This is a genomic window from Pseudomonas sp. CC120222-01a, from assembly GCF_003097235.1.
Taxonomy (GTDB): domain Bacteria; phylum Pseudomonadota; class Gammaproteobacteria; order Pseudomonadales; family Pseudomonadaceae; genus Aquipseudomonas.
The window spans coordinates 69,191-92,283 of record NZ_QEQQ01000004.1 but is presented as its reverse complement, the minus strand read 5'-3'; the positions used below and the strand labels follow the sequence as shown (position 1 = coordinate 92,283).

The window sequence follows — 23,093 nt, the reverse complement described above, 5'->3', positions numbered from 1 at the left end:
GTGCATCAGCCCCGCCCAGGGCAGGCGATTGGCAAGGCCGGTGGCATGCCGCCACGGCACTTGAGTACGCGCCATTGCGCCGGGCGCGTATCCACGGCAATACGCAGCGCAGCGGGCGACGGGTTGTGCGCAGCCTGTTGCGGCCGACAGGCGAAGGCCAGTGCCTGCCCCGTTTCGGCGGCCACCTGCAGGCGGCGCAAGGCGCGGTCATCGGCGCGCTCCGGCCAGCACAGCACCGCCGCGCAGCTGCCAGAGCGCAAGCACTGTTCGGCCGCCCACAGGGCATCGGCCTGCCCGGCATCGACCTGCACCAGCCAGCGTAAATCCACGCCTGCTGCCTGCCAGGCCGGTGCATAGGGAATGAACGGCGGCGCCACCAGCACCACCCGCCCGCCTTCAGCCGTCAAGCGTGACAGGGATGGCCAGAGCAGTTGCAATTCGCCGCAGCCCGGGCTGGCCAACAGCAGCTCGCTGAGGGCTGCGGCCGGCCAGCCGCCATCCGGCAGGCGCTGGTCGAGCATCGCGTGGCCGGTCGGCTGCAAGCCGGCCGGACGCACCTGGCCCTGCCGCCCACGCCAGACCTGGCGCTGGTCAAGCAGCCGGTCGAGATCGACCACCGCGCCCATCAGTCGCGCCTCAACAGGCCACAGAACACGCCTTCGATGAAGAACTCGCGCTCAGGACCGACGTCGATCGGTGCATAGGCCGGGTTGCGCGGCAACAGCCGGTAACCGCCGGGCTGGCGCTGCAGGCGCTTGATGGTGACTTCGCCGTCCAGGCGCGCGACCACGATCTGGCCATCGCGTGCCTCGCCCTGCTGGAGGATGCCGACCAGATCACCGTCGAAGATGCCGTCTTCGATCATCGAATCGCCACGCACCTTGAGCAGGTAGTCCGGCGTGCGGCGGAACAGGCTGGGGTCGAGCAGCAATTGCTCGTGAATGCCCAGGTCCGGGCCGATCGGCGCACCGGCTGCCACTTGCCCGAGCACGGGAATTTCGAGGATTTCTGGCCGGCGCAGGGGCTCGGCCAGGCGAATGCCCCGCGCCTGGTTGGGCGTGACGTCGATGTAGCCGGCCTGGCACAACGCGGTGATGTGCTTGCGCGCCACGCTACGCGAGGCAAAACCGAAGCGGCTGGCGATATCGGCCAGGCTCGGTGGCTGGCCGTGGTCGGCAATGCGCTCGCGAATGAACGCGAGGATTGCACGGCGTTTTGGGGTGAGATTGTCCATGGAGTACATTTGTACTCTTTTCGGCGTACGCTGAACAGCCCCCTTTGTCGTCGGGTTTCGTTATCATCCTCGGGCTTTAGTTTTTTTGAATACCTGGATACCTGATGCTGACTGCCCTGCTGTTCGATCTCGATGGAACCTTGACCGACACCGACACCCTGCACTTGCAGGCCTTCCGCCAACTGCTGCATGACCATGACGGCCGCGAACTGACCCAGGAACAATTCGATGCCCAGGTCAGTGGCCGGGCCAATGGCGAACTGTTTGCCGAATTGTTTCCGCTTGCCGACACAACCGAGCGCCAGGCGCTGGCCGACCGCAAGGAAGCGCTTTTCCGTGTACTGTCACCTGTGCTGCAACCCATGCCCGGCCTGCTGCGCCTGATGGACCATGCGCGGGCCTGGGACATCGGCATGTGCGTGGTGACCAATGCGCCGCGGCTGAATGCCGAGCACATGCTCAAGGCCATGGGGCTTGGCCATCACTTCGAACATGTGCTGGTGGCCGAGGAGCTGGAGCGGGCGAAACCTGATCCGCTGCCCTACCTGACCGGGCTGCAGCGCCTGGAGGCGGTGGCGGGTGAGGCGCTGGCGTTCGAAGATTCGTTGCCGGGGGTGACGGCTGCGAGCGGGGCCGGGATCTTTACCGTCGGGGTTGCCACTACCCAGAAGCCGGAGCGGCTGCTGGCTGCGGGGGCCAAGCTGGTGGTGAAAGACTTCAATGATCCACAGCTGTGGGAATTGATCGAGACCATGCACGGCTGAAAACTACTCAGGATTTGCTGGCCTCTTCGCGGGTGAACCCGCTCCCACAAGGACTGCAAGCCATTCAAGGCCTGCACTTGACCTGTGGGAGCGGGACCATTCGTCGCCACCAGGCCTTATCCTGTCGATTCGTCCGCTCCCCACTCGACCACTCGCTGAACCCCTTCGCGGAGTCAGCACCATGAGCACCCCCGATCCCAAACACCCGATCGCCTCGCGCGAGCAATGGCTTGCCGCCCGCCGCCAGCTGTGGCTGCACGAAAAAGCCTTCACCCACCAGCGCGATGAACTCGCCGCTGCCCGTCGTGCCCTGCCTTGGGTCAAGGTCGAGCAGCCCTACCGTTTCCAAGGCCCGGACGGCGAGCTGAGCCTGGCCGACCTGTTTGCCGGGCGCAGCCAGCTACTGGTCTACCACTTCATGTTTGCCGAAGGCTGGAGCGAAGGCTGCCCAGGCTGCTCGTTCCTTGCCGATCACTTCGATGGCGCCAACCTGCACCTGGCCCATCACGACGTCTCGCTGGTCGCCGTATCCCGTGCGCCCTACCCCGAGTTCCAGGCTTTCCGCCAGCGCATGGGCTGGCGCTTCCCCTGGTATTCATCCCACGGCAGCGGTTTCAACGAGGACTTCGGCGTCAGCGTCGGCACCGAGGGCCAACGCCTGTACAACTATGAGCCGTACAACGGCAGCGAGGCCGAGCTGCCAGGCCTGAGCGCCTTCTACAAAGACACCGACGGCACGCTCTACCACACCTACTCCACCTATGCCCGCGGCCTGGACATCCTGGTCAATACCTACAACTTCCTCGACATTGCGCCGCTGGGGCGCAATGAAGCCGGGACCATGGACTGGGTGCGGCATCATGATCGCTACGAAGGGCAACCGAGCAAACCGCACTGCTGCCATGAGTGAGCGGTCAGCCCCTCACGCCCAGCATGCCCCGCTCAACGATGAAGTCGATCACCGCTTGCAGGCCTTCGCCCTTCTTCAGGTTGCTGAAGGTCCAGGGCCGCTGCGGGCGCATGCGCTGGGTATCACGCTCCATGACCTCCAGCGAGGCGCCGACGTAAGGCGCCAGGTCGGTCTTGTTGATCACCAGGAAGTCCGACTTGGTGATGCCGGGCCCACCCTTGCGCGGGATCTTCTCGCCCTCGGCCACGTCGATGACGTAGATGGTCAGGTCGGCCAGCTCCGGGCTGAAAGTGGCACTGAGGTTGTCGCCACCGCTTTCGACGAAGATCACTTCCAGGTTGCCGAACTTGCGCGCCAGCGCTTCGACGGCGGCCAGGTTCATCGAGGCGTCCTCGCGGATGGCGGTGTGCGGGCAGCCACCGGTTTCGACGCCAACGATACGCTCAGGCTCCAGGGCACCGGCTTCGGTGAGGATGCGCTGGTCTTCCTTGGTGTAGATGTCGTTGGTGACCACGGCTATCTGGTAGTGATCGCGCATGGCCTTGCACAGGCATTCGAGCAGCGCGGTCTTGCCAGAGCCGACCGGGCCGCCGACACCGACGCGCAGGGGTTGCTGATAGCTTTGCATGTAGGCAGTCCTCAGGAACGGAACAAACGGGTGTATTGGGTTTCGTGACGCGAAGAAGCGATTGCCAGCAGCGGCAGGCCGCCGCCGAGCTGGTCATCGGCCAATGCCAGGGCCTGGTCCAGCGCGCCGGGCAGTTCAGCGCCCAGGTCGCGTAGCAGGGTCTGCGCCGCCTGCTGGCCAAACGGCACCAGCTTGACCCCGGCCATCACTGCGCCTTCGAGCCAGGCGAAGCCATGGCCGAGGGCGAGCTGACGCAGCGGGATCTGCCAGTGCGCGGCGAGCCAGGCCATGCCGCCGAGCTGGCTGAGTTCGAGGCTGGCACGCCAGGCCGGGTCCTGGCCCAGCTGCCAGCCATCGAGCAAGCGTGCCAGGGCCGAGCCGCGTTGCTGTTCTTCCAGGCGCAGCTCGGCGGTTTCGCGGTTGGCCAGCAGGAAGTGGCTCCAGTGGCTGAACGCTTGCGCGTCGCCCGCCTCGCAGGCGCGGTACAGGCGCGCCAGCACCGGCCAGTCCAGGCAGGCCAGGGTGTCGTGCATCTGCTCGCGCTGCCAGGCGCTGAAGCCGGTAGTGCCCTGCACCCACCCCGCCTCGACGGCCCACTCCAACCCTTGCGAGTAGGTGAAGCCACCCACCGGCAGGCCGGGGCTGGCCAGCTGCAGCAGGCGCAGCAGTGCCAGGTCGCTGTTCATCAACCGGCCAGCACCAGTGCGGCGCCGGCCAGCATGCCGCCACCGAAGGCCTTCTGCAGGCCGCTGTGGCGGCGCAGCAGGCAGCCAACGCCGAAGCCGACGGCCAGCAGCAGGCCACTGACGGTGACGAAGCCAGCGCTGAACATCCAGAAGGCGCTTGGAGTGGCCTCCACACCGTGGGCCCAGCCGTGGAACAGGGCAAACACCGGCATGGCCAGGGCCAGCAGCAGCTGACGGCTCGGCAGCAGCACAGCGGCGGCGGCCACCAGCACCGACACGGCGATCATGCTTTCCATGCCCAGCACATCGCCGAACAGGTGGCCGCACACGGCACCGGCGAACATCGAGACCAGGGTGGCCAGCGGCAGGGCCAGGTTGCGCCGCGTCAGCGCGGCCAGCACACCGGTACCCAGCAGCATCAGCAGGTGGTCGAGGCCGGTCAACGGGTGCAGCAGGCCGTCTTGCAACGGGTTGCCGTCGTGACCCGGGTGGGCGAAGGCCGGCAGTGCGACCATCAGCAGGGCAAGGGCGAAAATCTTTTTCATGGAGGGTTCCTTATATGAGGGATTCAGGAATGGGCTGGCAGGCGCACGAACGGATGGTCGTTGCTGTGGCTGTGGCTGTGTGGCGCACTTTGGTAGGCACCGGCTTCAGGCTCGAACGGCGCCTGCTCGGCTAGCACCGTCAGGCCCAGGCCACGCAGCATGTCGTCAAGCACATGGTCGTGCTGGTAGCGCAGCAGGTCAGCTTCGATCTGCAACGGCACATGGCGGTTACCCAGGTGGTAGGCGGCGCGAGCCAGCAGGTGTGGGTCGTCGCAGCGCACGGTGGAAACCGCTTCGGGAGCTGCCAGCACACGGACCACATGCGCTCCCGAGGCATCGGCGAGCAACTCGCCGCCGCGCAGCAGGTGGCCACGTTCGAGCATCAGGCCGGCTTCGCGACCGTCGTCCAGGGTCACGCGCAGGCGGCTCTTGATACGGCTGTCGACGTCCAGGGTCACGGTACCGGTGACGGTCTCGGATGCCTCGATCCGGCGGGTCAGGACAATCATCTTCACTCCTTCAGAACAGGAAATAACGCTGGGCCAGCGGCAGTTCGCTGGCCGGCTCGCAGACCAGCAACTCGCCGTCGGCGCGCACCTGGTAGGTCTGCGAATCGACTTCGATCACCGGCTGCAAAGTGTTGTGGACCATGTCGGCCTTGCGCACCCGACGGCAGCCATGGGCGACACCGATCAGGCTTTGCAGGCCCAGTTCCTGATGCAGGCCGCGGTCCATGGCGGCCTGGGGCAGGAAGGTCATGCGCGTGGCGTGGCGGGCCGCACCCATGGCGCCGAACATTGGGCGGTAGTGCACCGGCTGCGGGGTCGGGATCGAGCCGTTGATGTCACCCATCGGTGCGGTAGCGATCATTCCGCCCTTGATCACCAGCGCCGGCTTGACCGCGAAGAACGCCGGCGACCACAGCACCAGGTCGGCCAGCTTGCCGACCTCGACCGAACCGACTTCATGGGCGATGCCGTGGGTCAGCGCCGGGTTGATCGTGTACTTGGCGATGTAGCGCTTGACCCGGAAGTTGTCGCTGTAGCCGGTATCGGGTGCCAGCGGGCCACGGCGCAGCTTCATCTGGTGGGCGACCTGCCAGGTGCGCAGCACCACTTCGCCGACCCGGCCCATGGCCTGGGAGTCGGACGAGGTCATGGCGAAGGCGCCCATGTCGTGAAGGATGTCTTCGGCGGCGATGGTCTCGCGGCGGATGCGCGACTCGGCAAACGCCACATCTTCGGCAATGCTCGGGTCCAGGTGGTGGCAGACCATGAGCATGTCCAGGTGCTCGTCGACGGTGTTGACCGTGTACGGCAGGGTCGGGTTGGTCGAGGACGGCAGCACGTTGGCCTGCCCCGCCGCACGGATGATGTCTGGCGCGTGGCCGCCACCGGCACCTTCGGTATGGAAGGTGTGAATGGTGCGGTCGCCGATCGCCGCCAGGGTGTCTTCGATGCAGCCCGACTCGTTCAAGGTGTCGGTGTGGATCGCCACCTGGATGTCCATTTCTTCGGCCACGCCCAGGCAGCAGTCGATGGCAGCCGGGGTCGAGCCCCAGTCTTCGTGCAGCTTGAGGCCCACCGCGCCGGCGGCGATCTGCTCGCGCAGCGCTTCGGGGCGCGAGGCGTTGCCCTTGCCCAGCAGGCCGATATTGATCGGCAGGCAATCGGCAGCCTGGAGCATGCGCGCCAGGTACCAGGGCCCCGGGGTGCAGGTGGTGGCATTGGTGCCGGTGGCCGGGCCGGTGCCGCCGCCAATGAAGGTGGTGACGCCGCTGGTCAGCGCTTCTTCCACCTGCTGCGGGCAGATGAAGTGGATGTGCGAATCGATACCGCCAGCGGTGACGATCTTGCCTTCGGCGGCGATCACTTCGGTACCCGGGCCGACCGGCACGGTCACGCCCGGTTGCACGTCGGGGTTACCGGCCTTGCCGATGGCGGCAATGCGCCCGTGCTTGATACCGATATCGGCCTTGACGATGCCCCAGTGGTCGATGATCAGGGCATTGGTCAGCACCAGGTCCATGGCCTCGGCGGCGAGCATCTGGCCCTGGCCCATGCCGTCGCGGATGACCTTGCCGCCACCGAACTTGACCTCTTCGCCATAGATCGTGAAGTCCTTTTCGACTTCAACCCATAACGCGGTGTCAGCGAGGCGCACGCGGTCACCGACGGTGGGACCGAACATGTCGGCGTAGGCCCGACGGGAAATCCGGCTCATGCCCTGCCCTCCAGTGCGCCATTCACCTTGCCCTGGAAGCCATACACTTCACGCTTGCCGGCATAGGCCACCAGCTGCACGGTGCGCGACTGGCCCGGCTCGAAGCGCACGGCAGTACCGGCCGGGATATCGAGGCGAAAGCCACGGGTCGGCTCACGCTCGAACACCAGCGCATCGTTGACCTCGTAGAAGTGGTAGTGCGAACCGACCTGCACCGGCCGGTCGCCATGGTTGGCCACACTGACGCTGACCGTGTCACGGCCGACGTTGAGTTCGATGTCGCCGGCGGCGACCTGAATTTCACCTGGGATCATGCTGGGCTCCTGCTCCAGGTCAGACGATAGGGTCGTGCACGGTCACCAGCTTGGTGCCGTCGGGGAAGGTCGCCTCGACCTGCACGTCATGCAGCATCTCGGCGACACCCTCCATGACCTGCTCGCGGCCGATCACTTCGCGGCCCAGGCTCATCAGCTCGGCCACCGTGCGCCCATCGCGGGCACCTTCGAGCACCGCAGCGCTGATCAGCGCCACCGCCTCCGGGTAGTTGAGCTTCAGGCCACGGGCCAGGCGCCGTTCAGCCAGCAGCGCGGCGGTGAACAGCAGCAGTTTGTCTTTCTCTCTCGGGGTCAGCTCCATGGCGCTCTCTCAAGTGGCCCAGATGCGCGGCGGGCACGCGGCCAGGCCGAGAACGGCCGGGCGCAGGGCATGCCAGAGGCGCTGCAGGGTGTGTTGCAGGTGTTGGTTGTCGTGGTCGAGCAGGCGGATCACCAGCAGCGAGCCGAGCAAGGTCGCGCCTGCGGGGGTGTCGAGTTCATCCAGTAGCGCGCGCACCTGCTCCAGCACCGCCGGGGTCGCGGGCGCGGCGCAGAAGGTGGCGACCAGCGGATGGCCGCCGACCTTGGCCAGTTGCCCGCCAGCGATGCGCAGCCGCTCGTGCAGGCCGGGGTCGTCGGGTAACTCGATGCACAGGCGGCTGTCCAGCGCGCCCTGCTCGAAACGCTCGTTCATCACCGGCCGGCCCAGGCACAGGGTTTCCCACGCCAGCAGCTTGGCACCGGGTTCGAGGGTGAAACGGCTGTCGAGGCTGGCGCGGGCACCATTGAAGAAGATGCTGTCCTGAGGCAGCCATTCCAGCGTGCTGCCAGCCTGCAGGTGGAAGCGCTGGGCCAGCCGCGCGGTGGGGCCGATGCTGCGGTAGAACTTGCTGGCCCCGGGCATGGTCAGTAACGCATGGCTGCCGGGTTCGAGGTGGATGTCCAGTTCCAGCCGGTCACCGGCAACAATGCCGCCGGGCGGGTGCAGCACATAAACGTGGCACGGAGCACCCTCCGGATAGAACGGACGCTGCACCAAAAGCGGGCCGAAATGCCGCCTCGCACCAAGGCGGGTCACGCCATTGCGCTCGACGAAGCGCAATTGCAGGTGCGCGCTCCAGCCGGCGTCCTGTTCCGATGATTCGATCTGCTCCGCGAGCGACATCCTGCGGCCCCTTGATATCCGTGGCCTGACGGCCGTTTAGAGGGTCATGTGCAGCGCCTGTGGGCGATTGCAGACTGACCACTCGATCAAATTTCGCTGGCTGGATATAGCAGGTTGCGGGCCAACTACGCAGGTGAATGAACATGAAACCTTCATGGCGAGGGCTCTGGCATGGGGCATACGGGCTTGCAACGCACATTGCGGGGGCGGCACTTGGCCCTGTTTCGGTGCTGCGCTAAAGTCTTTCACTAGCCTTTGGTATGGGAACCCGTTTTGAAAAACATCAGCAAACGTGACCTGGCGCGCCTTGAGCGTGAACTGGTCGCCTGCCTGACCGACGCCTGCGAGACCGCCAAGACAGAGATCGTAGGGTTCAGCTGGCTGACCCATCGACTGGACCCGAACGATTTTCCGGCCAGCCTGCGCATTACCTGGGTGTTCGAGCGTGAGGCCGATAAGGCAGCGGCGCTGGCGGGTGAGACCAAGGCACGCATGCTGGTGTTGACGGCACAGGCGCTCGATGAAGCAGGCGTGCAGCTGGACCATGTGGCCTGGCATGTGCGATTCGACAGTGAAGAGGCCTGTAATCGCAGTCATGCCGGAGACTGGAACAGGCGCTTGCAGCAGCGCTAAGGCTGGACGGGCCTTGTGTTGCCTGGGCCGGCCTCTTCGCGGGCAAGCCCGCTCCCACAGGGTTGGCGCAGCTCTCAAGACTTGCGCGATGCCTGTGGGAGCGGGCGCGCCCGCGAAGAGGCCGGCCCAGACAATCGAGAACGTTCAGATAATGGCCAATTCGTGACTGGCCGTTCCCGATCCGCAAGGTTTGTATTATCGTGGCGTGGTGCGCATATAACAGCAGCCCGAGCGATCGGGCACTTGCAAGACAATCGAGGGTGTCATGAGTAACGAAAGCATTAACTGGGACAAGCTGGGTTTCGACTACATCAAGACCGACAAGCGCTACCTGTCCGTATGGCGCAATGGTGAGTGGGACAAAGGCACCCTGACCGAAGACAACGTGCTGCACATCAGTGAAGGCTCCACCGCCCTGCACTATGGCCAGCAGTGCTTCGAAGGCCTCAAGGCCTACCGTTGCAAGGACGGCTCGATCAACCTGTTCCGCCCAGACCAGAACGCCGCCCGCATGCAGCGCAGCTGCGCGCGCCTGCTGATGCCGCAGGTGCCGACCGATGTGTTCATCGAAGCGTGCAAGCAAGTGGTCAAGGCCAACGAGAAGTTCGTCCCGCCACACGGCAAAGGCGCCCTGTACCTGCGCCCGTTCGTGATCGGTACCGGCGACAACATCGGCGTGCGCACCGCCCCCGAGTTCATTTTCTCGGTCTTCGCCATCCCGGTTGGCTCGTACTTCAAGGGCGGCATGAAGCCGCACAACTTCCAGATCTCCAGCTTCGACCGTGCCGCCCCTCAGGGCACTGGCGCAGCCAAGGTCGGTGGCAACTACGCCGCCAGCCTGCAGCCGGGCGCTGAAGCCAAGAAGGCCAACTTCGCCGACGCCATCTACCTCGATCCGCTGACCCACACCAAGATCGAGGAAGTCGGTTCGGCCAACTTCTTCGGCATCACCGCCAACAACGAGTTCGTCACCCCGAAATCGGCCTCGGTACTGCCAGGCATCACCCGCCTGTCGCTGATGGAGCTGGCGCAATCGCGCCTGGGCCTGACCGTGATCGAAGGCGACGTCGAGATCAACAAGCTCGACCGCTTCATCGAAGCCGGCGCCTGCGGTACCGCTGCGGTGATCACCCCGATCGGTGGCATCGAGTACAACGGCAAGCTGCACGTGTTCCACGACCTGGAAAAAGTCGGCCCGGTCACCCAGAAGCTCTATAACGAGCTGACCGGTATCCAGAGCGGTGACGTGGAAGCACCGGCAGGCTGGATCGTCAAGGTCGCCTGAGCCGCTGCGCCACGCTGATCGACGGGGCATGCCAGACACTGGCATGCCCCGTTTTGTTTTATCCGGCGTAGATGAATTTTTCTTAAATCGCTGTTTGGCTATTCTTTGGCACAATCAAATCTCCAAATAGACGCCCAGGAACGAGCATGCCACGCGTACTGACCATCGAAGACGACGCCGTCACCGGCCAGGAAATCGTCGCCGAACTCTCCAGCCACGGCCTGGAAGTGGATTGGGCCGACAATGGCCGCGAGGGCTTGGCCAAGGCCATTGCCGGCGGTTACGACCTGATCACCGTCGACCGTATGCTGCCCGAGGTCGATGGCCTGACGATCGTCACCACCCTGCGCAACCTGAAGATCGCGACGCCAATCCTGATGATCAGCGCCCTGTCCGACGTGGACGAGCGCGTGCGCGGCCTGCGTGCCGGCGGCGACGACTACCTGACCAAGCCGTTCGCCTCGGACGAGATGGCGGCGCGGGTCGAAGTGCTGCTGCGGCGCAACAGCGTACCCATGACCCAGACCCGCCTGCAGGTCGCCGACCTGCAGCTGGACCTGATCAGCCACGAGGCCCGCCGCGGCGAGCACACCCTCAACCTGCTGCCCACCGAGTACAAGCTGCTGGAATACCTGATGCGCCACAGCGGCCAGGTGATCACGCGGATGATGATCTTCGAGGAAGTCTGGGGCTACCACTTCGATCCGGGCACCAACCTGATCGACGTGCATATCGGCCGCCTGCGCAAGAAGATCGACTCCGCCGGCCAGTCGCCGCTGATCCGTACGGTACGGGGCTCGGGTTATGCCATTGCTGAACCCGTCTAAGGGCTGGAGTTCGTCCACCAGTCGCCTGTTGGCGCTGTACAGTTTCCTGTTCGTGGCCTGGAGCAGCATCCTCATGGGGGTGCTGTATTTCGAGGTTTCCAGCTACCTGAACAAGCTCACCCGCCACTCCATGCTGCAACGCCAGCACCTGTTCGCGCACATGAGTGGCAAGCAGCTGGACGATGCCCTGATCGCCAGCCAGGCGTTCGAAGAGCGCAGTTTCGATGCCTACGGCCTGTTCGACGCCCAATTCAACCCGGTGGGCGGGCGCATTCGCGCGATTCCCCCTGACCTTGGCCTGGACGGCAAGGTGCACGAGCTCAAACGCTGCCTGGACGCTGACGACCCGCACATGCCACGTGACAGCTGCGATGCCGTGGCGATCCAGGTGCAGGATGGCCGCTGGCTGGTGCTGTTCCGCGACAATGGCTCGTTGTTCGTGGTCACCCGCATCATCCTGCATGCCTTGTTGTGGGGTATCTCGCTGACCCTGATTCCGGGGTTTGCCGGTTGGTACCTGCTGCGCCGCCGGCCGCTGAAGCGCATTCGTGCCATTCAGGCCCAGGCCGAGCTGATCGTCGCCGGCGACCTCACCCACCGCCTGCCGCTGTCGGCGCGCCGCGATGAGCTGGACATGCTGGCCGATATCGTCAACGCCATGCTCGACCGCATCGAACGGCTGATGCACGAGGTCAAAGGCGTCTGCGACAACATTGCCCACGACCTGCGCACCCCCCTCACCCGCCTGCGGGCCCAGCTGTACCGTATTCGCCAGCAGAGCGCGCACGACTCGCCACAAGCCGAAGCGCTGGACCAGGCGATCGGCGAGACCGACACGCTGATGGCACGCTTCCGTGGCCTGCTGCGTATCAGCGAGCTGGAAGACCGCCAGCGTCGCGCCGGCTTCGTTCAGCTCGATCCGCACGACTTGCTGGTGGAACTGCACGATTTCTATCTGCCGCTGGCCGAAGATGGCGGCATCCGCCTGAATCTTGAACAGCCTGCCCAGTTGCCGGCGCTGCATGGTGATCGCGAGTTGCTGTTCGAAGCGCTGGCCAACCTGGTGGGCAATGCCATCAAGTTCACACCCGAAGAGGGTCGGGTTGCCATCAAGGCGACTCAGGATGAGCTGGGTGTACACATTGCCATTGAAGACAGTGGGCCGGGGATTCCCGAAGAGGAGCGGACTGCGGTGTTGAAGCGGTTCTATCGCAGCGACGAAGGCCACCGCCATTCCGGGTTCGGCCTGGGGTTGTCGATCGTTGCGGCGATCGTCGACCTGCACGGGTTCGGGCTGGAGATTGGCGAGAGCGAGATGGGTGGGGCCAAGCTGGTGCTACATTGCCCGCTTGCCGGGCTAGCCAAGTAAAAGTTGGGGCCGCTTTGCGGCCCTATCGCGACACAAGGCCGCTCCCACAGGGATAGCGCAGCACCTGATGCATGCGCGGTCTCTGTGGGAGCGGCCTTGTGTCGCGATAGGGCTGCAAAGCAGCCCCAGTTACGCCGATCAGTCAGCCAGGCGCCAGGTGGTGGCACCCTTGCTGTCTTCCAGCACCACGCCCATGGCAGTGATCTGGTCACGGATGCGGTCGGATTCCGCCCAATTCTTGTCCGCACGCGCCTGCAGGCGCGCCTGGATCAAGGCTTCCACCTCAGCTGCATCGACCTTGCCTTCGGCACCGGCACGCAGGAAGTCATCGGCCTCCAACTGCAGCACGCCCAGCACATCACCCAGCTCACGCAGGCGACCGGCCAGGCCAGCCGCTGCATCGACATCGCTGTCACGCAGGCGGTTGATCTCGCGCACCAGGTCGAACAGCACGGCGCAGGCTTCCGGAGTACCGAAGTCGTCGTTCATCGCCACGCTGAAGCGCTCGACGAACGCTTCGCCACCCTTGGCAGCAACCCGTGGCAGGCCACGCAGGGCGTGGTAGAAGCGCTCCAGGGCGCCCTTGGCGTCGCGCAGGCTGTCTTCGGAGTAGTTGATGGCGCTGCGGTAGTGGCTGGCCACCAGCAGGTAGCGCACCACCTCCGGGTGGTACTTGTCGAGCACGTCGCGGATGGTGAAGAAGTTGTTCAACGACTTGGACATCTTCTCGCCATTGATGCGGATCATGCCGCAGTGCATCCAGCTGTTGGCGTACTGCTTGCCAGTGGCTGCCTCGCTCTGCGCGATCTCGTTCTCGTGGTGCGGGAACTCCAGGTCGCTGCCGCCACCGTGGATGTCGAAGCTCTCGCCCAGGCAGCAGGTGGACATCACCGAGCACTCGATGTGCCAGCCCGGACGGCCCGGGCCCCACGGCGAATCCCAGTAAGGCTCGCCCGGCTTGACGCCTTTCCAGAGGACGAAGTCCAGTGGGTCCTGCTTGGCCTCGTCGACCTCGATGCGCGCACCGATGCGCAGGTCTTCGATCTTCTTGCGCGACAGCTTGCCGTAGCCGACGAACTTGCCGACCCGGTAGTACACGTCGCCGTTGCCCGGCGCGTAGGCGTAGCCCTTGTCGATCAGGGTCTGGATCATCGCGTGCATGCCGGCGATATGGTCGGTGGCACGCGGTTCCAGGTCCGGCTTGAGGATGTTCAGGCGGCGCTCGTCCTCGTGCATCGCGTCGATCATGCGCGCGGTCAGGGCGTCGAACGCCTCGCCGTTCTCGTTGGCGCGGTTGATGATCTTGTCGTCGATGTCGGTGATGTTGCGCACGTAGGTCAGGTCGTAGCCGCTTTTACGCAGCCAGCGGGTCACCAGGTCGAACGCCACCATGCTGCGGCCGTGGCCAAGGTGGCAGTAGTCGTACACGGTCATGCCGCACACGTACATGCGCACCTTGTTGCCATCGAGCGGCTTGAAGGCTTCCTTGGTCTTGCTCAGCGTGTTGTAGATGGTAAGCACGGCGATTCCTTAGCTGCCCCAGGAGTCACGCAGGGTGACGGTGCGGTTGAACACCGGGCGACCCGGCTGGCTGTCCTTGAGGTCGGCGCAGAAGTAGCCTTCGCGCTCGAACTGGAAGCGGTCCTCAGGCTGTGCCTGGCCCAGCGACGGCTCGGCGCGGCAGCCGGTCAGCACTTGCAGCGAATCCGGGTTGATGTTGTCGAGGAAGCTGCCGCCATCTTCGGTCTTCTCCGGGTTGGCGGAGCGGAACAGGCGGTCGTACAGGCGTACTTCGCACTCGACGCTGCCGTCAGCCGGCACCCAGTGGATCACGCCCTTGACCTTGCGGCCTTCCGGGTTCTTGCCCAGGGTGTCCGGGTCGTACGAGCAGCGCAGTTCGACGATGTTGCCGTCGGCGTCCTTGATCGCCTCGTCGGCGCGGATCACGTAGCTGCCGCGCAGGCGCACTTCACCGGCTGGCTCCAGGCGCTTGTAGCCCTTCGGCGGCTCTTCCATGAAGTCGTCGCGGTCGATGTACAGCTCGCGAGCGAACGGCAGCACACGCACGCCCATGTCTTCCTTCGGGTGGCGCGGCAGTTCAAGCTGCTCGACCTGGCCTTCCGGGTAGTTGGTGATGACCACCTTCAGCGGGCGCAGTACGCACATCGCGCGTGGTGCGGTGCGGTCGAGGTCGTCACGGATGCTGAACTCGAGCATCGACATGTCGACCACGCCGTCGGAACGGTTGGTACCGATCATTTCGCAGAAGTTGCGGATCGACGCCGGGGTGTAGCCACGACGGCGGAAGCCCGACAGGGTCGACATGCGCGGGTCATCCCAGGCGCTGACGTGCTTCTCGTCGACCAGCTGCTTGAGCTTGCGCTTGGAGGTGATGGTGTAGTTCAGGTTCAGGCGGCTGAACTCGTACTGACGCGGGTGCGCCGGTACCGGCAGGTTGTCGAGGAACCAGTCGTACAGCGGGCGGTGGCCTTCAAACTCGAGGGTGCAGATCGAGTGGGTGATGCCTTCGATGGCGTCCGACTGCCCGTGGGTGAAGTCGTAGTTCGGGTAGATGCACCACTTGTCACCGGTCTGGTGGTGGTGGGCATGGCGGATGCGGTACAGGATCGGGTCGCGCAGGTTCATGTTCGGCGAGGCCATGTCGATCTTGGCACGCAGCACGCGCTCGCCGTCCTTGAACTCGCCGGCCTTCATGCGCGCGAACAGGTCGAGGTTTTCCTCGACGCCGCGCTCGCGGAACGGGCTGTTCTTGCCAGGCTCGGTCAGGCTGCCGCGGTATTCCTTGGCCTGATCAGGGGTCAGGTCGCAGACATAGGCCTTGCCACGCTTGATCAGTTCAACGGCCCAGTCGTGCAGCTGGTCGAAGTAGTTGGAGGCATAGCGCACTTCGCCGGCCCAGTCGAAGCCTAGCCACTTGACGTCGCTCTGGATGGCGTCGATGTATTCCTGGTCTTCCTTGGCCGGGTTGGTGTCGTCGAAGCGCAGGTGGCAGACACCGCCAAATTCCTTGGCCAGGCCGAAGTTGACGCAGATCGACTTGGCGTGGCCGATGTGCAGGTAGCCGTTGGGCTCCGGCGGGAAACGGGTGACGATGCTGCTGTGCTTGCCCGAGTCCAGGTCGGCCTGGATGATCGGCCGCAGGAAGTTCGCAGGGACAGCGGGGGCGCCTTTGGCAGCGGCGTTGGGCGCGTTGTCGGCAGTGGGCTTGCTCATAGGATCCTTGAATGCACGTGTCCGGCCTGGGTAGGCCGATTGAATCAAAGGGCCTATCATAGCCGAAGCAGTCAAGCTGCTGACAGCCGGGCACCGACAAACTGGCGCGATTTATCGCGATCCGTGCAAAATGATCGCCGTGCGCCATGTGCCATGAACATGTGTCGCGGTTGCCCGATCCTGCGTCAGGTGACTACACGCGCCCTGCGCAACCTATTCCCGTATGCCTTGAAAGAGCGAATTTCAGCATGTCCAAAGTCAAACTGACCACCAACCACGGCGACATCGTCATTGAACTGAACGCTGAAAAAGCCCCGATCACCGTGGCCAACTTCATCGAATACGTCAACGCCGGCCACTACAGCAACACCGTGTTCCACCGCGTGATCAACAACTTCATGATCCAGGGCGGCGGTTTCGAGCCAGGCATGAATGAAAAACGTGACAAGCGTCCCAGCATTCAGAACGAAGCCGACAACGGCCTGAAGAACAACAAGTACAGCATCGCCATGGCCCGCACCATGGAGCCGCACTCCGCTTCCGCACAGTTCTTCATCAACGTCGCCGACAACGACTTCCTCAACCACAGCGGCAAGAACGTGCAGGGTTGGGGCTACGCGGTATTCGGCGAAGTGATCGAAGGTCGTGAAGTGGTCGACGCCATCAAGGGCGTTTCCACCGGCTCCAAGTCCGGCCACCAGGACGTGCCGAAAGAAGACGTGATCATCGAGAAAGCCGAGATCATTGAGTGATCCTGCTGATCTCTGATCTGCATTTGCAAGAAGAACGCCCGGACATTACCCGGGCGTTTCTTGATCTGCTCGACGGTCGCGCCCGTCACGCCAAGGCGTTGTACATCCTCGGTGACTTCTTCGAAGCGTGGATCGGTGACGATGCCATGACCCCGTTCCAGCAGTCGATCTGCCAGGCCTTGCGCCAGCTCAGCGACAGCGGCACGGCGATCTACCTGATGCATGGCAACCGCGACTTCCTGATTGGCCAGGACTTCTGCACGGCCGCCGGCTGCACGCTGCTGGCCGACCCGAGCGTGATCGAGCTGGGCGGTGAACAGGTGCTGCTGATGCATGGCGACACCCTGTGCACCCGCGACCTGGCCTACATGAAGATGCGCCGCTACCTGCGCAACCCGGTGAGCCTGTGGATCCTCCGGCACCTGCCGCTGGCCACCCGGCAGAAACTGGCGCGCAAGCTGCGCAGCGAAAGCCGGGCGCAGACGCGCATGAAGGCTACCGAAATCGTCGACGTTACGCCGGACGAAGTGCCGAAGGTGATGGCGGCGCACGGCGTGCGCACGCTGGTGCATGGTCACACCCACCGACCGGCGATTCACAAGCTGGTGGTGGATGGCGAACCGGCACGGCGCATTGTGCTGGGGGACTGGGACCGCAGGGGCTGGACCTTGCAGGTCGATGGGCAAGGCTTTGCCCTGGAGCCGTTCGAGTTTTCCTGACAGATCAAGTCGACCCTTTCGCGGGCAAGCCCGCTCCCACAGGAACCGCACCAAGGCTACAGGCGGTGTAATCCTGTGGAAGCGGGCTTGCCCGCGAATAGGCCAGTGCAGGCTATAACCTCAAGGCCGGCTAGCCACCGCCCCTTTGTCCCGCTCACTGATCACATACTGCCGATACTCCGGGTCCGCCTTGATCTGTGCCTCGGTAAACGGCAACGCTGCCAGTTGCTTGGCGGCAAACGCCTTGGTCTGGTCGCTGAAATGCGCCGAACCGGCTTCGCTGGACTGCGAAAACGCCAGCAATCCACGCGCCTGTGGCCCATTTTCAGTGAAACTCACCAACTGCAGATAGCTGGTACCGCTGACCACCAGGCGCTTGCCCGGCCCGTGCGGCACGCTGAACATCGCATTGTAGACCCCCAGCTGCTGCGGCCCGCCCGGTACCGGCGTACCATCGGCGGCCTGCTGGATCTGCCCCCAACGGCTGCCCTCCTCCACACCCGCCTTGGCCACTTGCTGCAGTGACGCCAAGGCCGCCTCGCGCAACAGTTTGCGTACCGCTGCCTGCTCCACCGCCAAGCCACGCGGCGTGTGCTGCGGGTCTGCCGGGTCGAAGGCCACGCGCCAACTTTGCGGGTGTTTGGCCATGCTCTCGACCATGTTCTGGAAATGCACCAGGCCGACACCACTGTTCAGATCGGCCTTGCCATTCCACGCGGCGAGGCTGGCGCACACGGCCTGCAGGTCTGCCTCAACCCCTTTGCACCACTGCAGCAGGTCGGGCAGCACCAGGCTGGCCAGGTACACGTCGTCATCCAGCACCATGCGCTGCAGGTCATCGACGCCCAGCTTGGCGTTACCTTGCAGGCGCTCGAGGGCGAAACGCCCGCGCATGCCCAGCGGCTGGTCGCTGCGGCTGATCAAGGGCGAGAACCCGGTCAGCGGCTGGGCCGGGTTGGCCATCCAGGCCGGGTCATTGGAATTCTGCACGAAGTCGTTGCGCTCAAGGCTTGGCAGCATCCGCGCCGGGAAGATACCAGGCTGCGCGGCTTGGGCATCGACCTTCCACTGGCAAGTGCTGCGCGACCCGTCCAGCACCACCAGCGGGCCTTGCGCCGCCGGGTTGCTGCATTCGCTCAGCAGTTGCTGATCGACATAAGGCACCACGGACTGGTTCAGGTACAGCGCCTTGCCTGCGGCATCGACCGCCAGGGTGTTGACCCATGGGATGCCCTGCAACTGCTCGATGGACCCTTTGAGGGCATCCAGGCTGTCGGCTTGGTTGATGCGGTACCACTGCTGCAGCACGCGCGTATTGTCCAGGTTGGCATCGCGCAGGCTATAGGCCGCCTGGGTGTCCCAATCCAGTCGACCGGGCCACTGCACCACCGGCCCGAAACTGGAGCTGTAGACCTGGCGCTCGACCTGGCTGAGCGAGCCATCGGCGGCCTTGACCGTGACGCTCACAGTCTGCCGTGCCATGGGGATCGACTTGCCATCCTGCAGGTAGTGGGTCGGGTCCTTGGGGTCCAGTTGCAAGCGATACAGGGTGAAGTGCTTCGAGGTATCCACCGTGTGGGTCCAGGCCAGGTGGCGGTTGAAGCCGATGTTCACCACAGGCAGGCCAGGCAAGGCGGCCCCCATCACATCCAGCTTGCCAGGAATGGTCAGCTGCATCTGGTAGAAACGCATGCCGCCCATCCACGGAAAGTGCGGATTGGCCAGCAGCAGGCCACGGCCATTGGCCGAGCGCTGCGCCCCCACGGCCACGGCGTTGCTGCCGCGTTCGGAGGCGAAGCGCTGCTGCTGGGCCAGTGCCACGTCAAAGGCCGGGGCTGCTTGCTGGGCTGCCAGCTTGGGGGGCTGGGCGCCCGCCAACGCTTCGGCGAACTGGCCCACACCGCCTTCGGCCAACAGGCGACGGGTCAGCTTGACCAGGTCCTGACTGGTGATCGGGCGTACCCACTGGCCATCGCCACATTCCGCTGGCAGGCCTTGGCTGCGTCGCTCAGCCAGGGCGCGGTTGAAACCGCTGGCATACCCCTCCAGCAGTTCTCGCACCTGCGCTGGCTGGGCCTGCATGAAGTCACTGACTGCCGCCGGCGTGTTGAGCCAGGTAAAGAACAGGTCGCTGGCCAGGTTGTCGCGCTGCTCGAGGGTCTTGCCCTGGGCGCCGAAATGGCGCGAGCGCTCACCGTTGACCGTCAACACTTCGTTGGCCAGCAGGCACAGGTTGTCCTGGGCATAGGCATAACCAATGCCATAGCCCAGGCCGCGCTCGTCCTTGGCAACGATATGCGGCACGCCAAAACTGGTACGGCGGATCTGCGCACTGGCATCAGCGCTGGGCTCCCGCGCCTGCACGGCTACGCTGGAGGCGACCAGGGCAGCCGCCAGGCTGGCACAGGTCAAGGGACGCGAAATTGGCAACACGGGCACTCCTCGGATTCAGGGGGTCATTCCCGATCAGACGAATGGCTGGATGAAAATTTTACGCGCGGGCGCGCCGCGAACCGTCTTTAAGAAAAACCGGCAGAAATCTTTTTTCAGTCAGAAGCTGCAGATTTGCCGTTCTCATTCGTCCTAATCAGTGAGCCACCCATATTTCGGGACAGTCCACGAAAAGGAGCATTCACATGTACAACCCGCAACCCTCAGTGCAGAGCGGACGCGCCCTGGGCAAAGCTGCCGACGGAGCGGCCGCCTGCGTGGACGAGCGTGCCGGCAACGTGCAGATTCGCGAACTGCTGCGCGGATACGGCCTGCGTACCAGCCTTATTCGCCTGAAGGTGATCGATGCGCTGTACAACGCAGACCGCACCGGGCGCAGCATTGGCGTACGCGGCGTGCATGCGCAACTGGAACAACTGGACATACCGCTGTCGTTCCTGAGCGTACGCGAAGTGCTCAAGCGGCTGTGCACGGAGGGTGTGATCAGCCTTGGCAGCGACAAGTGCTACAGCCTCAAGCCAGAAGCACGCGCCGTGCTCGAGCAGCCGTTGCCGCGCTGACTGAAGGCCGGCCTGGCGTGGCCGGCCGGCAGGCGTCAGGGCTTGACCTTGCGCCGCAGAATCCCGTTGATCACCACCACGACCACGGCGATGGCAATGGCCAGCATCTGGAAGGTCTGCTCACTGATCGTGCCTTGCTTCTGCAGATGCGACAGGCCCAGCATGAGGCCCAGCACCACCAGGATGATCAGAAGCGAGTATTTGAGGCGCTGCACGTGTGTCATCGAAAATTCCTTCAACATCGGGGGCATTTGCTCACAACGAGCGGCGACAATGATACAACGCGACGCCTTGCAGCGCTGTATTTCCTGCTTAGCGTGGCAAGTCAGGCCTGAAAGCATGGGGTTTCCCCCATCCATGCTGGAGGCACCATGCGCAGGTTCGCGCTGTTCTTCATACTGTTCGCTCCATCACTTCCCATCCAGGCCCTGGACACCCGCCAGACGGCGCCTGAGCGCTTGCTTGAGCTAGGTGGTCAGCTGGCTGCCCATGCAGGCAACAGTCAATGGCAACAACTATGGCAAAGAACCCGTGCAGCCGGGCATCTGCAAGCCAGGCCCGGCCATGCCTACTTCACCATCCCGCACCCGCTGCTGAAAGAGCTGGCTCGCCAGGCGTTGGCGCAGGCGGATCAGGTCGAGCCCCTGGGCAATACCGCCGCCCGCTATCGGCGAATCTTTCCCGACAGGGTCATAGGCATGCTCGATAACCAGCCATTGAGCAGCCTTTGCCTGGTCATCGACTGGCGCACATTGCCACAAGTACAGCCCAGTAACGCGCATGCCTACCTTGCAGGTGCAAGCCTCCTGAGCAGTTATCCATGTGAATGAGGGGGGCTGGACTTACTCGCTCGATGGATAAGCAATCCAACGAGAAATCGGGCCTGCATGGCAGCACAAAGGCAACTTCCTACATTGAGAGACATCGTTGCCTGCAAGCCCTGCTCACCAAAGCTACAACCACCAGCCCACTTGGCGCCTAGCGGCATCATTCGGCGCTCACCGAGAATTCCCCCATGCCAACGACAGGCATCGCGCCCCAACCACCGCGAGGAAGTCTCATATGGAACTGCCAGATCTTTCATCCATCGACATCAGCCAATTACCGCATTCGTTGCAGGCCCTGATCGAATGCATTGGCCTTGAACACGCCTACCACCTGACCTGCGCCTACGGCGGCAGGCCCAAATACATCCCCAAGCATCGCGAGCGCACCAAGCTCATCGATGTACTCCCGGCCGACGCGCTCGACGCCTTGATCAAACGCTTTGCCGGCGTGGCCCTGGAAATCCCCAAGGCAGACCACTTCCTGCGCCAGCTGCGCAACCTGCAAATCCAGAAGGAGAGCGCCAACGGCCTGTCACGCAGCCTGCTGGCCAACAAGTACGGCTTGAGCCTGCGCCAGATCGGCAACATCCGCCGGCAGGAACACTGCTCCCGCTGACATCACGTCCCAATCGTAGCCGCATCCTAAAACCTGAAAAAAGAGAAGACATCCATGTCCATCGACAACAGCCTCATCGGATCGGTCATCAACGCCCTCCCCATGGACCGCATGATAGCTGCGCCGCTACAAGCCATGGTGCAGGCGCAGGTCACAGCCAGCAAATCCTATGCAGACTTCCTCATGCAGGTGTGCGTGCAAGATGGCAAAGCCGTTGCCATCCAGTTCGACTACGACGAAACCATCGTTGACGAACAAGGCGAGTACAAAGGCATCGTCAGTAAATCCATGAAGGTGCCACTGCTGGCAGCCATCACCCACCCGAACATCACCATCGAAGAAGGTAGCGTCGAGTTCGAACTGACCATCAGTCAGATGGCCGAGGACTTCAGCGAATCGAGCAAGAGCGGCGACTTGGCTGCCTCGCTGGGCTGGGGCCCGTTCAAACTGGATGTGAAAGGCAGTATCAGCAGCAAATCCACACAAACCCGCAAGTCCGATACCCGGGCACGCTATGCATTCAGTACCTCACTGCGTCGCCAGGATCCACCGGAGGCGATGATGCGGGTAATCGACTTCCTCACCGAAGCCGCCACCAAGCCAACAGTGGTCAAGACCTCAACCCTGGATAGCCAGGACTCGATCTCGCAAGCCGACACCTTGAAAACCCCGCCCGCCTTAGAGCGCGACGCGGGCAATGCTTCCACTACCGCCTGACCGTCATCCCGATGCCTGATCGACCGCCCCGCCCCTGCCGGCGGGGCCTCTTCCTGCCTCAGGAGCCTGCCCCATGGATACCCCGCCAGCCCCCATGACCGCCATCGACCTGCGGGATATCACCCGCGGTCTTCAAGAAGCCGCTGCGGCCAGCAACAGCCTGATCGCCCAGCAGTACATCAACCTGTTCGATCAATTTTTCGACTGCGATACCCAGGCACTCGGAAGCCCGATGAAGGCGAAGATGGTCGAGGTCGCCATGGACGACAGGCACGTCATGCGCGTGCCGCTGTTCGCCCTGGTAGCACCCAAAGGCCTGACCCTGGAGCGCATGCAGGTGGACCTGTCGGTACGGGTAAACGCCACCGAGGGGCTACGTGCCTTGCGCGAGGAATGTGAACAGGCTGGTGCCGCCAGTTTCAAAGTGACGATCGGCGCGCAAGGCCGTCAGGGCGAAGCTCGGGACCCTGACGAAGTGCAGATCCGCATGCAGTTTCATGCCAGCGAACCACCCGAGGCACTAAACCGCCTGATCGAGGAATACACCAAGCTGATCACGCCCATACGCATGCCAGACGCGCCTGCCCCCGCCGAAACCAACGAATTCATCGAGGCCGCCACCGTACGCTGAGCC

The 23,093-nt window shown here is 63.9% G+C and carries 27 protein-coding genes; 13 read left to right on the top strand and 14 right to left on the bottom strand.

Annotated features, from left to right (window positions below; genetic code table 11):
- Positions 1–5: 5 nt before the first annotated feature.
- Together imuA and lexA are read right to left on the bottom strand one after the other, a co-directional pair.
- A complete protein-coding gene (imuA, locus tag N430_RS07545) occupies positions 6–626 on the bottom strand; it encodes a translesion DNA synthesis-associated protein ImuA (protein ID WP_110635273.1) in 621 nt (206 codons plus the stop codon).
- Positions 626–1,243 (bottom strand): transcriptional repressor LexA, encoded by a 618-nt coding sequence (lexA, locus tag N430_RS07540; protein WP_178083374.1) that lies wholly within the window; start codon positions 1,241–1,243, stop codon positions 626–628. Before lexA ends, imuA begins: the two co-directional genes overlap by 1 nt.
- Positions 1,244–1,338: 95 nt before the next feature.
- Between lexA and N430_RS07535 the strand changes: the two genes are divergently transcribed.
- Both N430_RS07535 and N430_RS07530 read left to right on the top strand, forming a co-directional pair.
- Positions 1,339–1,998 carry an HAD family phosphatase gene (locus tag N430_RS07535; protein WP_110635277.1) on the top strand — a complete coding sequence of 220 codons (660 nt, stop codon included), beginning with the start codon at positions 1,339–1,341 and terminating at the stop codon, positions 1,996–1,998.
- Positions 1,999–2,179: 181 nt separating this feature from the next.
- On the top strand, positions 2,180–2,908 hold the full coding sequence (locus N430_RS07530; protein ID WP_110635280.1) for a thioredoxin family protein: 729 nt from the start codon (positions 2,180–2,182) through the stop codon (positions 2,906–2,908).
- A 4-nt stretch (positions 2,909–2,912) separates the two neighbouring features.
- Here the strand turns inward: N430_RS07530 and ureG are convergent, their stop codons facing one another.
- From ureG to N430_RS07490, 8 genes are read right to left on the bottom strand one after another with little or no spacing between them, the layout of a single operon-like run.
- On the bottom strand, positions 2,913–3,536 hold the full coding sequence (gene ureG, locus N430_RS07525) for an urease accessory protein UreG (protein WP_027916761.1): 624 nt from the start codon (positions 3,534–3,536) through the stop codon (positions 2,913–2,915).
- A gap of 11 nt (positions 3,537–3,547) precedes the next feature.
- Positions 3,548–4,222: an urease accessory protein UreF gene (locus tag N430_RS07520; RefSeq protein ID WP_110635283.1), complete on the bottom strand. Its 675-nt coding sequence runs from the start codon at positions 4,220–4,222 to the stop codon at positions 3,548–3,550.
- Positions 4,222–4,767: a HupE/UreJ family protein gene (locus N430_RS07515; RefSeq protein ID WP_110635286.1), complete on the bottom strand. Its 546-nt coding sequence runs from the start codon at positions 4,765–4,767 to the stop codon at positions 4,222–4,224. The genes N430_RS07520 and N430_RS07515 overlap by 1 nt, the downstream gene beginning before the upstream one ends.
- Before the next feature lie 23 nt (positions 4,768–4,790).
- A complete protein-coding gene (gene ureE, locus N430_RS07510; RefSeq protein WP_110635289.1) occupies positions 4,791–5,276 on the bottom strand; it encodes an urease accessory protein UreE in 486 nt (161 codons plus the stop codon).
- A gap of 10 nt (positions 5,277–5,286) precedes the next feature.
- A complete protein-coding gene (gene ureC / locus N430_RS07505) occupies positions 5,287–6,990 on the bottom strand; it encodes an urease subunit alpha (protein ID WP_110635293.1) in 1,704 nt (567 codons plus the stop codon).
- Entirely contained in the window at positions 6,987–7,304 is a 318-nt protein-coding gene (locus N430_RS07500) for an urease subunit beta (protein ID WP_110635296.1), read from the bottom strand. The genes ureC and N430_RS07500 overlap by 4 nt, the downstream gene beginning before the upstream one ends.
- Positions 7,305–7,323: 19 nt before the next feature.
- Entirely contained in the window at positions 7,324–7,626 is a 303-nt protein-coding gene (locus N430_RS07495) for an urease subunit gamma (protein ID WP_027916767.1), read from the bottom strand.
- A gap of 9 nt (positions 7,627–7,635) precedes the next feature.
- Entirely contained in the window at positions 7,636–8,469 is an 834-nt protein-coding gene (locus tag N430_RS07490) for an urease accessory protein UreD (protein WP_110635299.1), read from the bottom strand.
- Positions 8,470–8,742: 273 nt separating this feature from the next.
- On the opposite strand from N430_RS07490, the gene N430_RS07485 reads away from it, so the two are divergent.
- From N430_RS07485 to N430_RS07470, 4 genes are all read left to right on the top strand, one after another.
- Positions 8,743–9,102: a hypothetical protein gene (locus N430_RS07485; RefSeq protein WP_110635302.1), complete on the top strand. Its 360-nt coding sequence runs from the start codon at positions 8,743–8,745 to the stop codon at positions 9,100–9,102.
- Between the two features lie 265 nt (positions 9,103–9,367).
- Positions 9,368–10,387: a branched-chain amino acid aminotransferase gene (locus N430_RS07480; RefSeq protein ID WP_060514178.1), complete on the top strand. Its 1,020-nt coding sequence runs from the start codon at positions 9,368–9,370 to the stop codon at positions 10,385–10,387.
- 146 nt (positions 10,388–10,533) lie between these two features.
- A complete protein-coding gene (locus N430_RS07475; RefSeq protein ID WP_103447069.1) occupies positions 10,534–11,214 on the top strand; it encodes a response regulator transcription factor in 681 nt (226 codons plus the stop codon).
- Positions 11,192–12,583: a HAMP domain-containing sensor histidine kinase gene (locus tag N430_RS07470; RefSeq protein ID WP_110635305.1), complete on the top strand. Its 1,392-nt coding sequence runs from the start codon at positions 11,192–11,194 to the stop codon at positions 12,581–12,583. Before N430_RS07475 ends, N430_RS07470 begins: the two co-directional genes overlap by 23 nt.
- Positions 12,584–12,721: 138 nt before the next feature.
- Here the strand turns inward: N430_RS07470 and cysS are convergent, their stop codons facing one another.
- Positions 12,722–14,104: a cysteine--tRNA ligase gene (cysS, locus tag N430_RS07465; RefSeq protein WP_103447067.1), complete on the bottom strand. Its 1,383-nt coding sequence runs from the start codon at positions 14,102–14,104 to the stop codon at positions 12,722–12,724.
- A gap of 9 nt (positions 14,105–14,113) precedes the next feature.
- The gene (locus N430_RS07460; RefSeq protein ID WP_110635308.1) at positions 14,114–15,817 is read right to left on the bottom strand and encodes a glutamine--tRNA ligase/YqeY domain fusion protein; all 1,704 of its coding nucleotides are present in this window, start codon (positions 15,815–15,817) and stop codon (positions 14,114–14,116) included.
- A gap of 248 nt (positions 15,818–16,065) precedes the next feature.
- Here N430_RS07460 and N430_RS07455 point away from each other — a divergent pair, with 248 nt between their 5' ends.
- Both N430_RS07455 and N430_RS07450 read left to right on the top strand, forming a co-directional pair.
- Entirely contained in the window at positions 16,066–16,569 is a 504-nt protein-coding gene (locus N430_RS07455) for a peptidylprolyl isomerase (RefSeq protein ID WP_110635311.1), read from the top strand.
- A complete protein-coding gene (locus N430_RS07450) occupies positions 16,566–17,288 on the top strand; it encodes a UDP-2,3-diacylglucosamine diphosphatase (RefSeq protein WP_110635315.1) in 723 nt (240 codons plus the stop codon). Before N430_RS07455 ends, N430_RS07450 begins: the two co-directional genes overlap by 4 nt.
- Before the next feature lie 120 nt (positions 17,289–17,408).
- On the opposite strand, the gene N430_RS07445 is transcribed toward N430_RS07450, so the two are convergent.
- Positions 17,409–19,721: an acylase gene (locus tag N430_RS07445; RefSeq protein WP_110635319.1), complete on the bottom strand. Its 2,313-nt coding sequence runs from the start codon at positions 19,719–19,721 to the stop codon at positions 17,409–17,411.
- A 203-nt stretch (positions 19,722–19,924) separates the two neighbouring features.
- Between N430_RS07445 and N430_RS07440 the strand changes: the two genes are divergently transcribed.
- Complete coding sequence (locus N430_RS07440; RefSeq protein WP_110635322.1) at positions 19,925–20,299, top strand: fe2+ zn2+ uptake regulation protein; 375 nt, start codon at positions 19,925–19,927, stop codon at positions 20,297–20,299.
- A 35-nt stretch (positions 20,300–20,334) separates the two neighbouring features.
- Here N430_RS07440 and N430_RS07435 read toward each other — a convergent pair whose 3' ends face one another.
- Positions 20,335–20,523 carry a hypothetical protein gene (locus N430_RS07435; protein ID WP_003248064.1) on the bottom strand — a complete coding sequence of 63 codons (189 nt, stop codon included), beginning with the start codon at positions 20,521–20,523 and terminating at the stop codon, positions 20,335–20,337.
- Between the two features lie 147 nt (positions 20,524–20,670).
- On the opposite strand from N430_RS07435, the gene N430_RS07430 reads away from it, so the two are divergent.
- From N430_RS07430 to N430_RS07415, 4 genes are all read left to right on the top strand, one after another.
- The gene (locus N430_RS07430) at positions 20,671–21,129 is read left to right on the top strand and encodes a hypothetical protein (protein WP_110635325.1); all 459 of its coding nucleotides are present in this window, start codon (positions 20,671–20,673) and stop codon (positions 21,127–21,129) included.
- A 232-nt stretch (positions 21,130–21,361) separates the two neighbouring features.
- Positions 21,362–21,742 carry a Mor transcription activator family protein gene (locus tag N430_RS07425; RefSeq protein ID WP_110635329.1) on the top strand — a complete coding sequence of 127 codons (381 nt, stop codon included), beginning with the start codon at positions 21,362–21,364 and terminating at the stop codon, positions 21,740–21,742.
- A 54-nt stretch (positions 21,743–21,796) separates the two neighbouring features.
- A complete protein-coding gene (locus tag N430_RS07420; RefSeq protein ID WP_110635333.1) occupies positions 21,797–22,459 on the top strand; it encodes a DUF2589 domain-containing protein in 663 nt (220 codons plus the stop codon).
- 73 nt (positions 22,460–22,532) lie between these two features.
- A complete protein-coding gene (locus tag N430_RS07415; protein WP_110635336.1) occupies positions 22,533–23,090 on the top strand; it encodes a DUF2589 domain-containing protein in 558 nt (185 codons plus the stop codon).
- The last annotated feature ends 3 nt before the right edge of the window (positions 23,091–23,093 follow it).

Coding starts and splice junctions, on each gene's coding strand:
- imuA (WP_110635273.1), bottom strand. CDS start 626: ATGGGCGCGGTGGTCGATCTCGACCGGCTGCTTGACCAGCGCCAGGTC.
- lexA (WP_178083374.1), bottom strand. CDS start 1,243: ATGTACTCCATGGACAATCTCACCCCAAAACGCCGTGCAATCCTCGCG.
- N430_RS07535 (WP_110635277.1), top strand. CDS start 1,339: ATGCTGACTGCCCTGCTGTTCGATCTCGATGGAACCTTGACCGACACC.
- N430_RS07530 (WP_110635280.1), top strand. CDS start 2,180: ATGAGCACCCCCGATCCCAAACACCCGATCGCCTCGCGCGAGCAATGG.
- ureG (WP_027916761.1), bottom strand. CDS start 3,536: ATGCAAAGCTATCAGCAACCCCTGCGCGTCGGTGTCGGCGGCCCGGTC.
- N430_RS07520 (WP_110635283.1), bottom strand. CDS start 4,222: ATGAACAGCGACCTGGCACTGCTGCGCCTGCTGCAGCTGGCCAGCCCC.
- N430_RS07515 (WP_110635286.1), bottom strand. CDS start 4,767: ATGAAAAAGATTTTCGCCCTTGCCCTGCTGATGGTCGCACTGCCGGCC.
- ureE (WP_110635289.1), bottom strand. CDS start 5,276: ATGATTGTCCTGACCCGCCGGATCGAGGCATCCGAGACCGTCACCGGT.
- ureC (WP_110635293.1), bottom strand. CDS start 6,990: ATGAGCCGGATTTCCCGTCGGGCCTACGCCGACATGTTCGGTCCCACC.
- N430_RS07500 (WP_110635296.1), bottom strand. CDS start 7,304: ATGATCCCAGGTGAAATTCAGGTCGCCGCCGGCGACATCGAACTCAAC.
- N430_RS07495 (WP_027916767.1), bottom strand. CDS start 7,626: ATGGAGCTGACCCCGAGAGAGAAAGACAAACTGCTGCTGTTCACCGCC.
- N430_RS07490 (WP_110635299.1), bottom strand. CDS start 8,469: ATGTCGCTCGCGGAGCAGATCGAATCATCGGAACAGGACGCCGGCTGG.
- N430_RS07480 (WP_060514178.1), top strand. CDS start 9,368: ATGAGTAACGAAAGCATTAACTGGGACAAGCTGGGTTTCGACTACATC.
- N430_RS07475 (WP_103447069.1), top strand. CDS start 10,534: ATGCCACGCGTACTGACCATCGAAGACGACGCCGTCACCGGCCAGGAA.
- N430_RS07470 (WP_110635305.1), top strand. CDS start 11,192: ATGCCATTGCTGAACCCGTCTAAGGGCTGGAGTTCGTCCACCAGTCGC.
- N430_RS07460 (WP_110635308.1), bottom strand. CDS start 15,817: ATGAGCAAGCCCACTGCCGACAACGCGCCCAACGCCGCTGCCAAAGGC.
- N430_RS07455 (WP_110635311.1), top strand. CDS start 16,066: ATGTCCAAAGTCAAACTGACCACCAACCACGGCGACATCGTCATTGAA.
- N430_RS07440 (WP_110635322.1), top strand. CDS start 19,925: ATGTACAACCCGCAACCCTCAGTGCAGAGCGGACGCGCCCTGGGCAAA.
- N430_RS07435 (WP_003248064.1), bottom strand. CDS start 20,523: ATGACACACGTGCAGCGCCTCAAATACTCGCTTCTGATCATCCTGGTG.
- N430_RS07430 (WP_110635325.1), top strand. CDS start 20,671: ATGCGCAGGTTCGCGCTGTTCTTCATACTGTTCGCTCCATCACTTCCC.
- N430_RS07425 (WP_110635329.1), top strand. CDS start 21,362: ATGGAACTGCCAGATCTTTCATCCATCGACATCAGCCAATTACCGCAT.
- N430_RS07420 (WP_110635333.1), top strand. CDS start 21,797: ATGTCCATCGACAACAGCCTCATCGGATCGGTCATCAACGCCCTCCCC.
- N430_RS07415 (WP_110635336.1), top strand. CDS start 22,533: ATGGATACCCCGCCAGCCCCCATGACCGCCATCGACCTGCGGGATATC.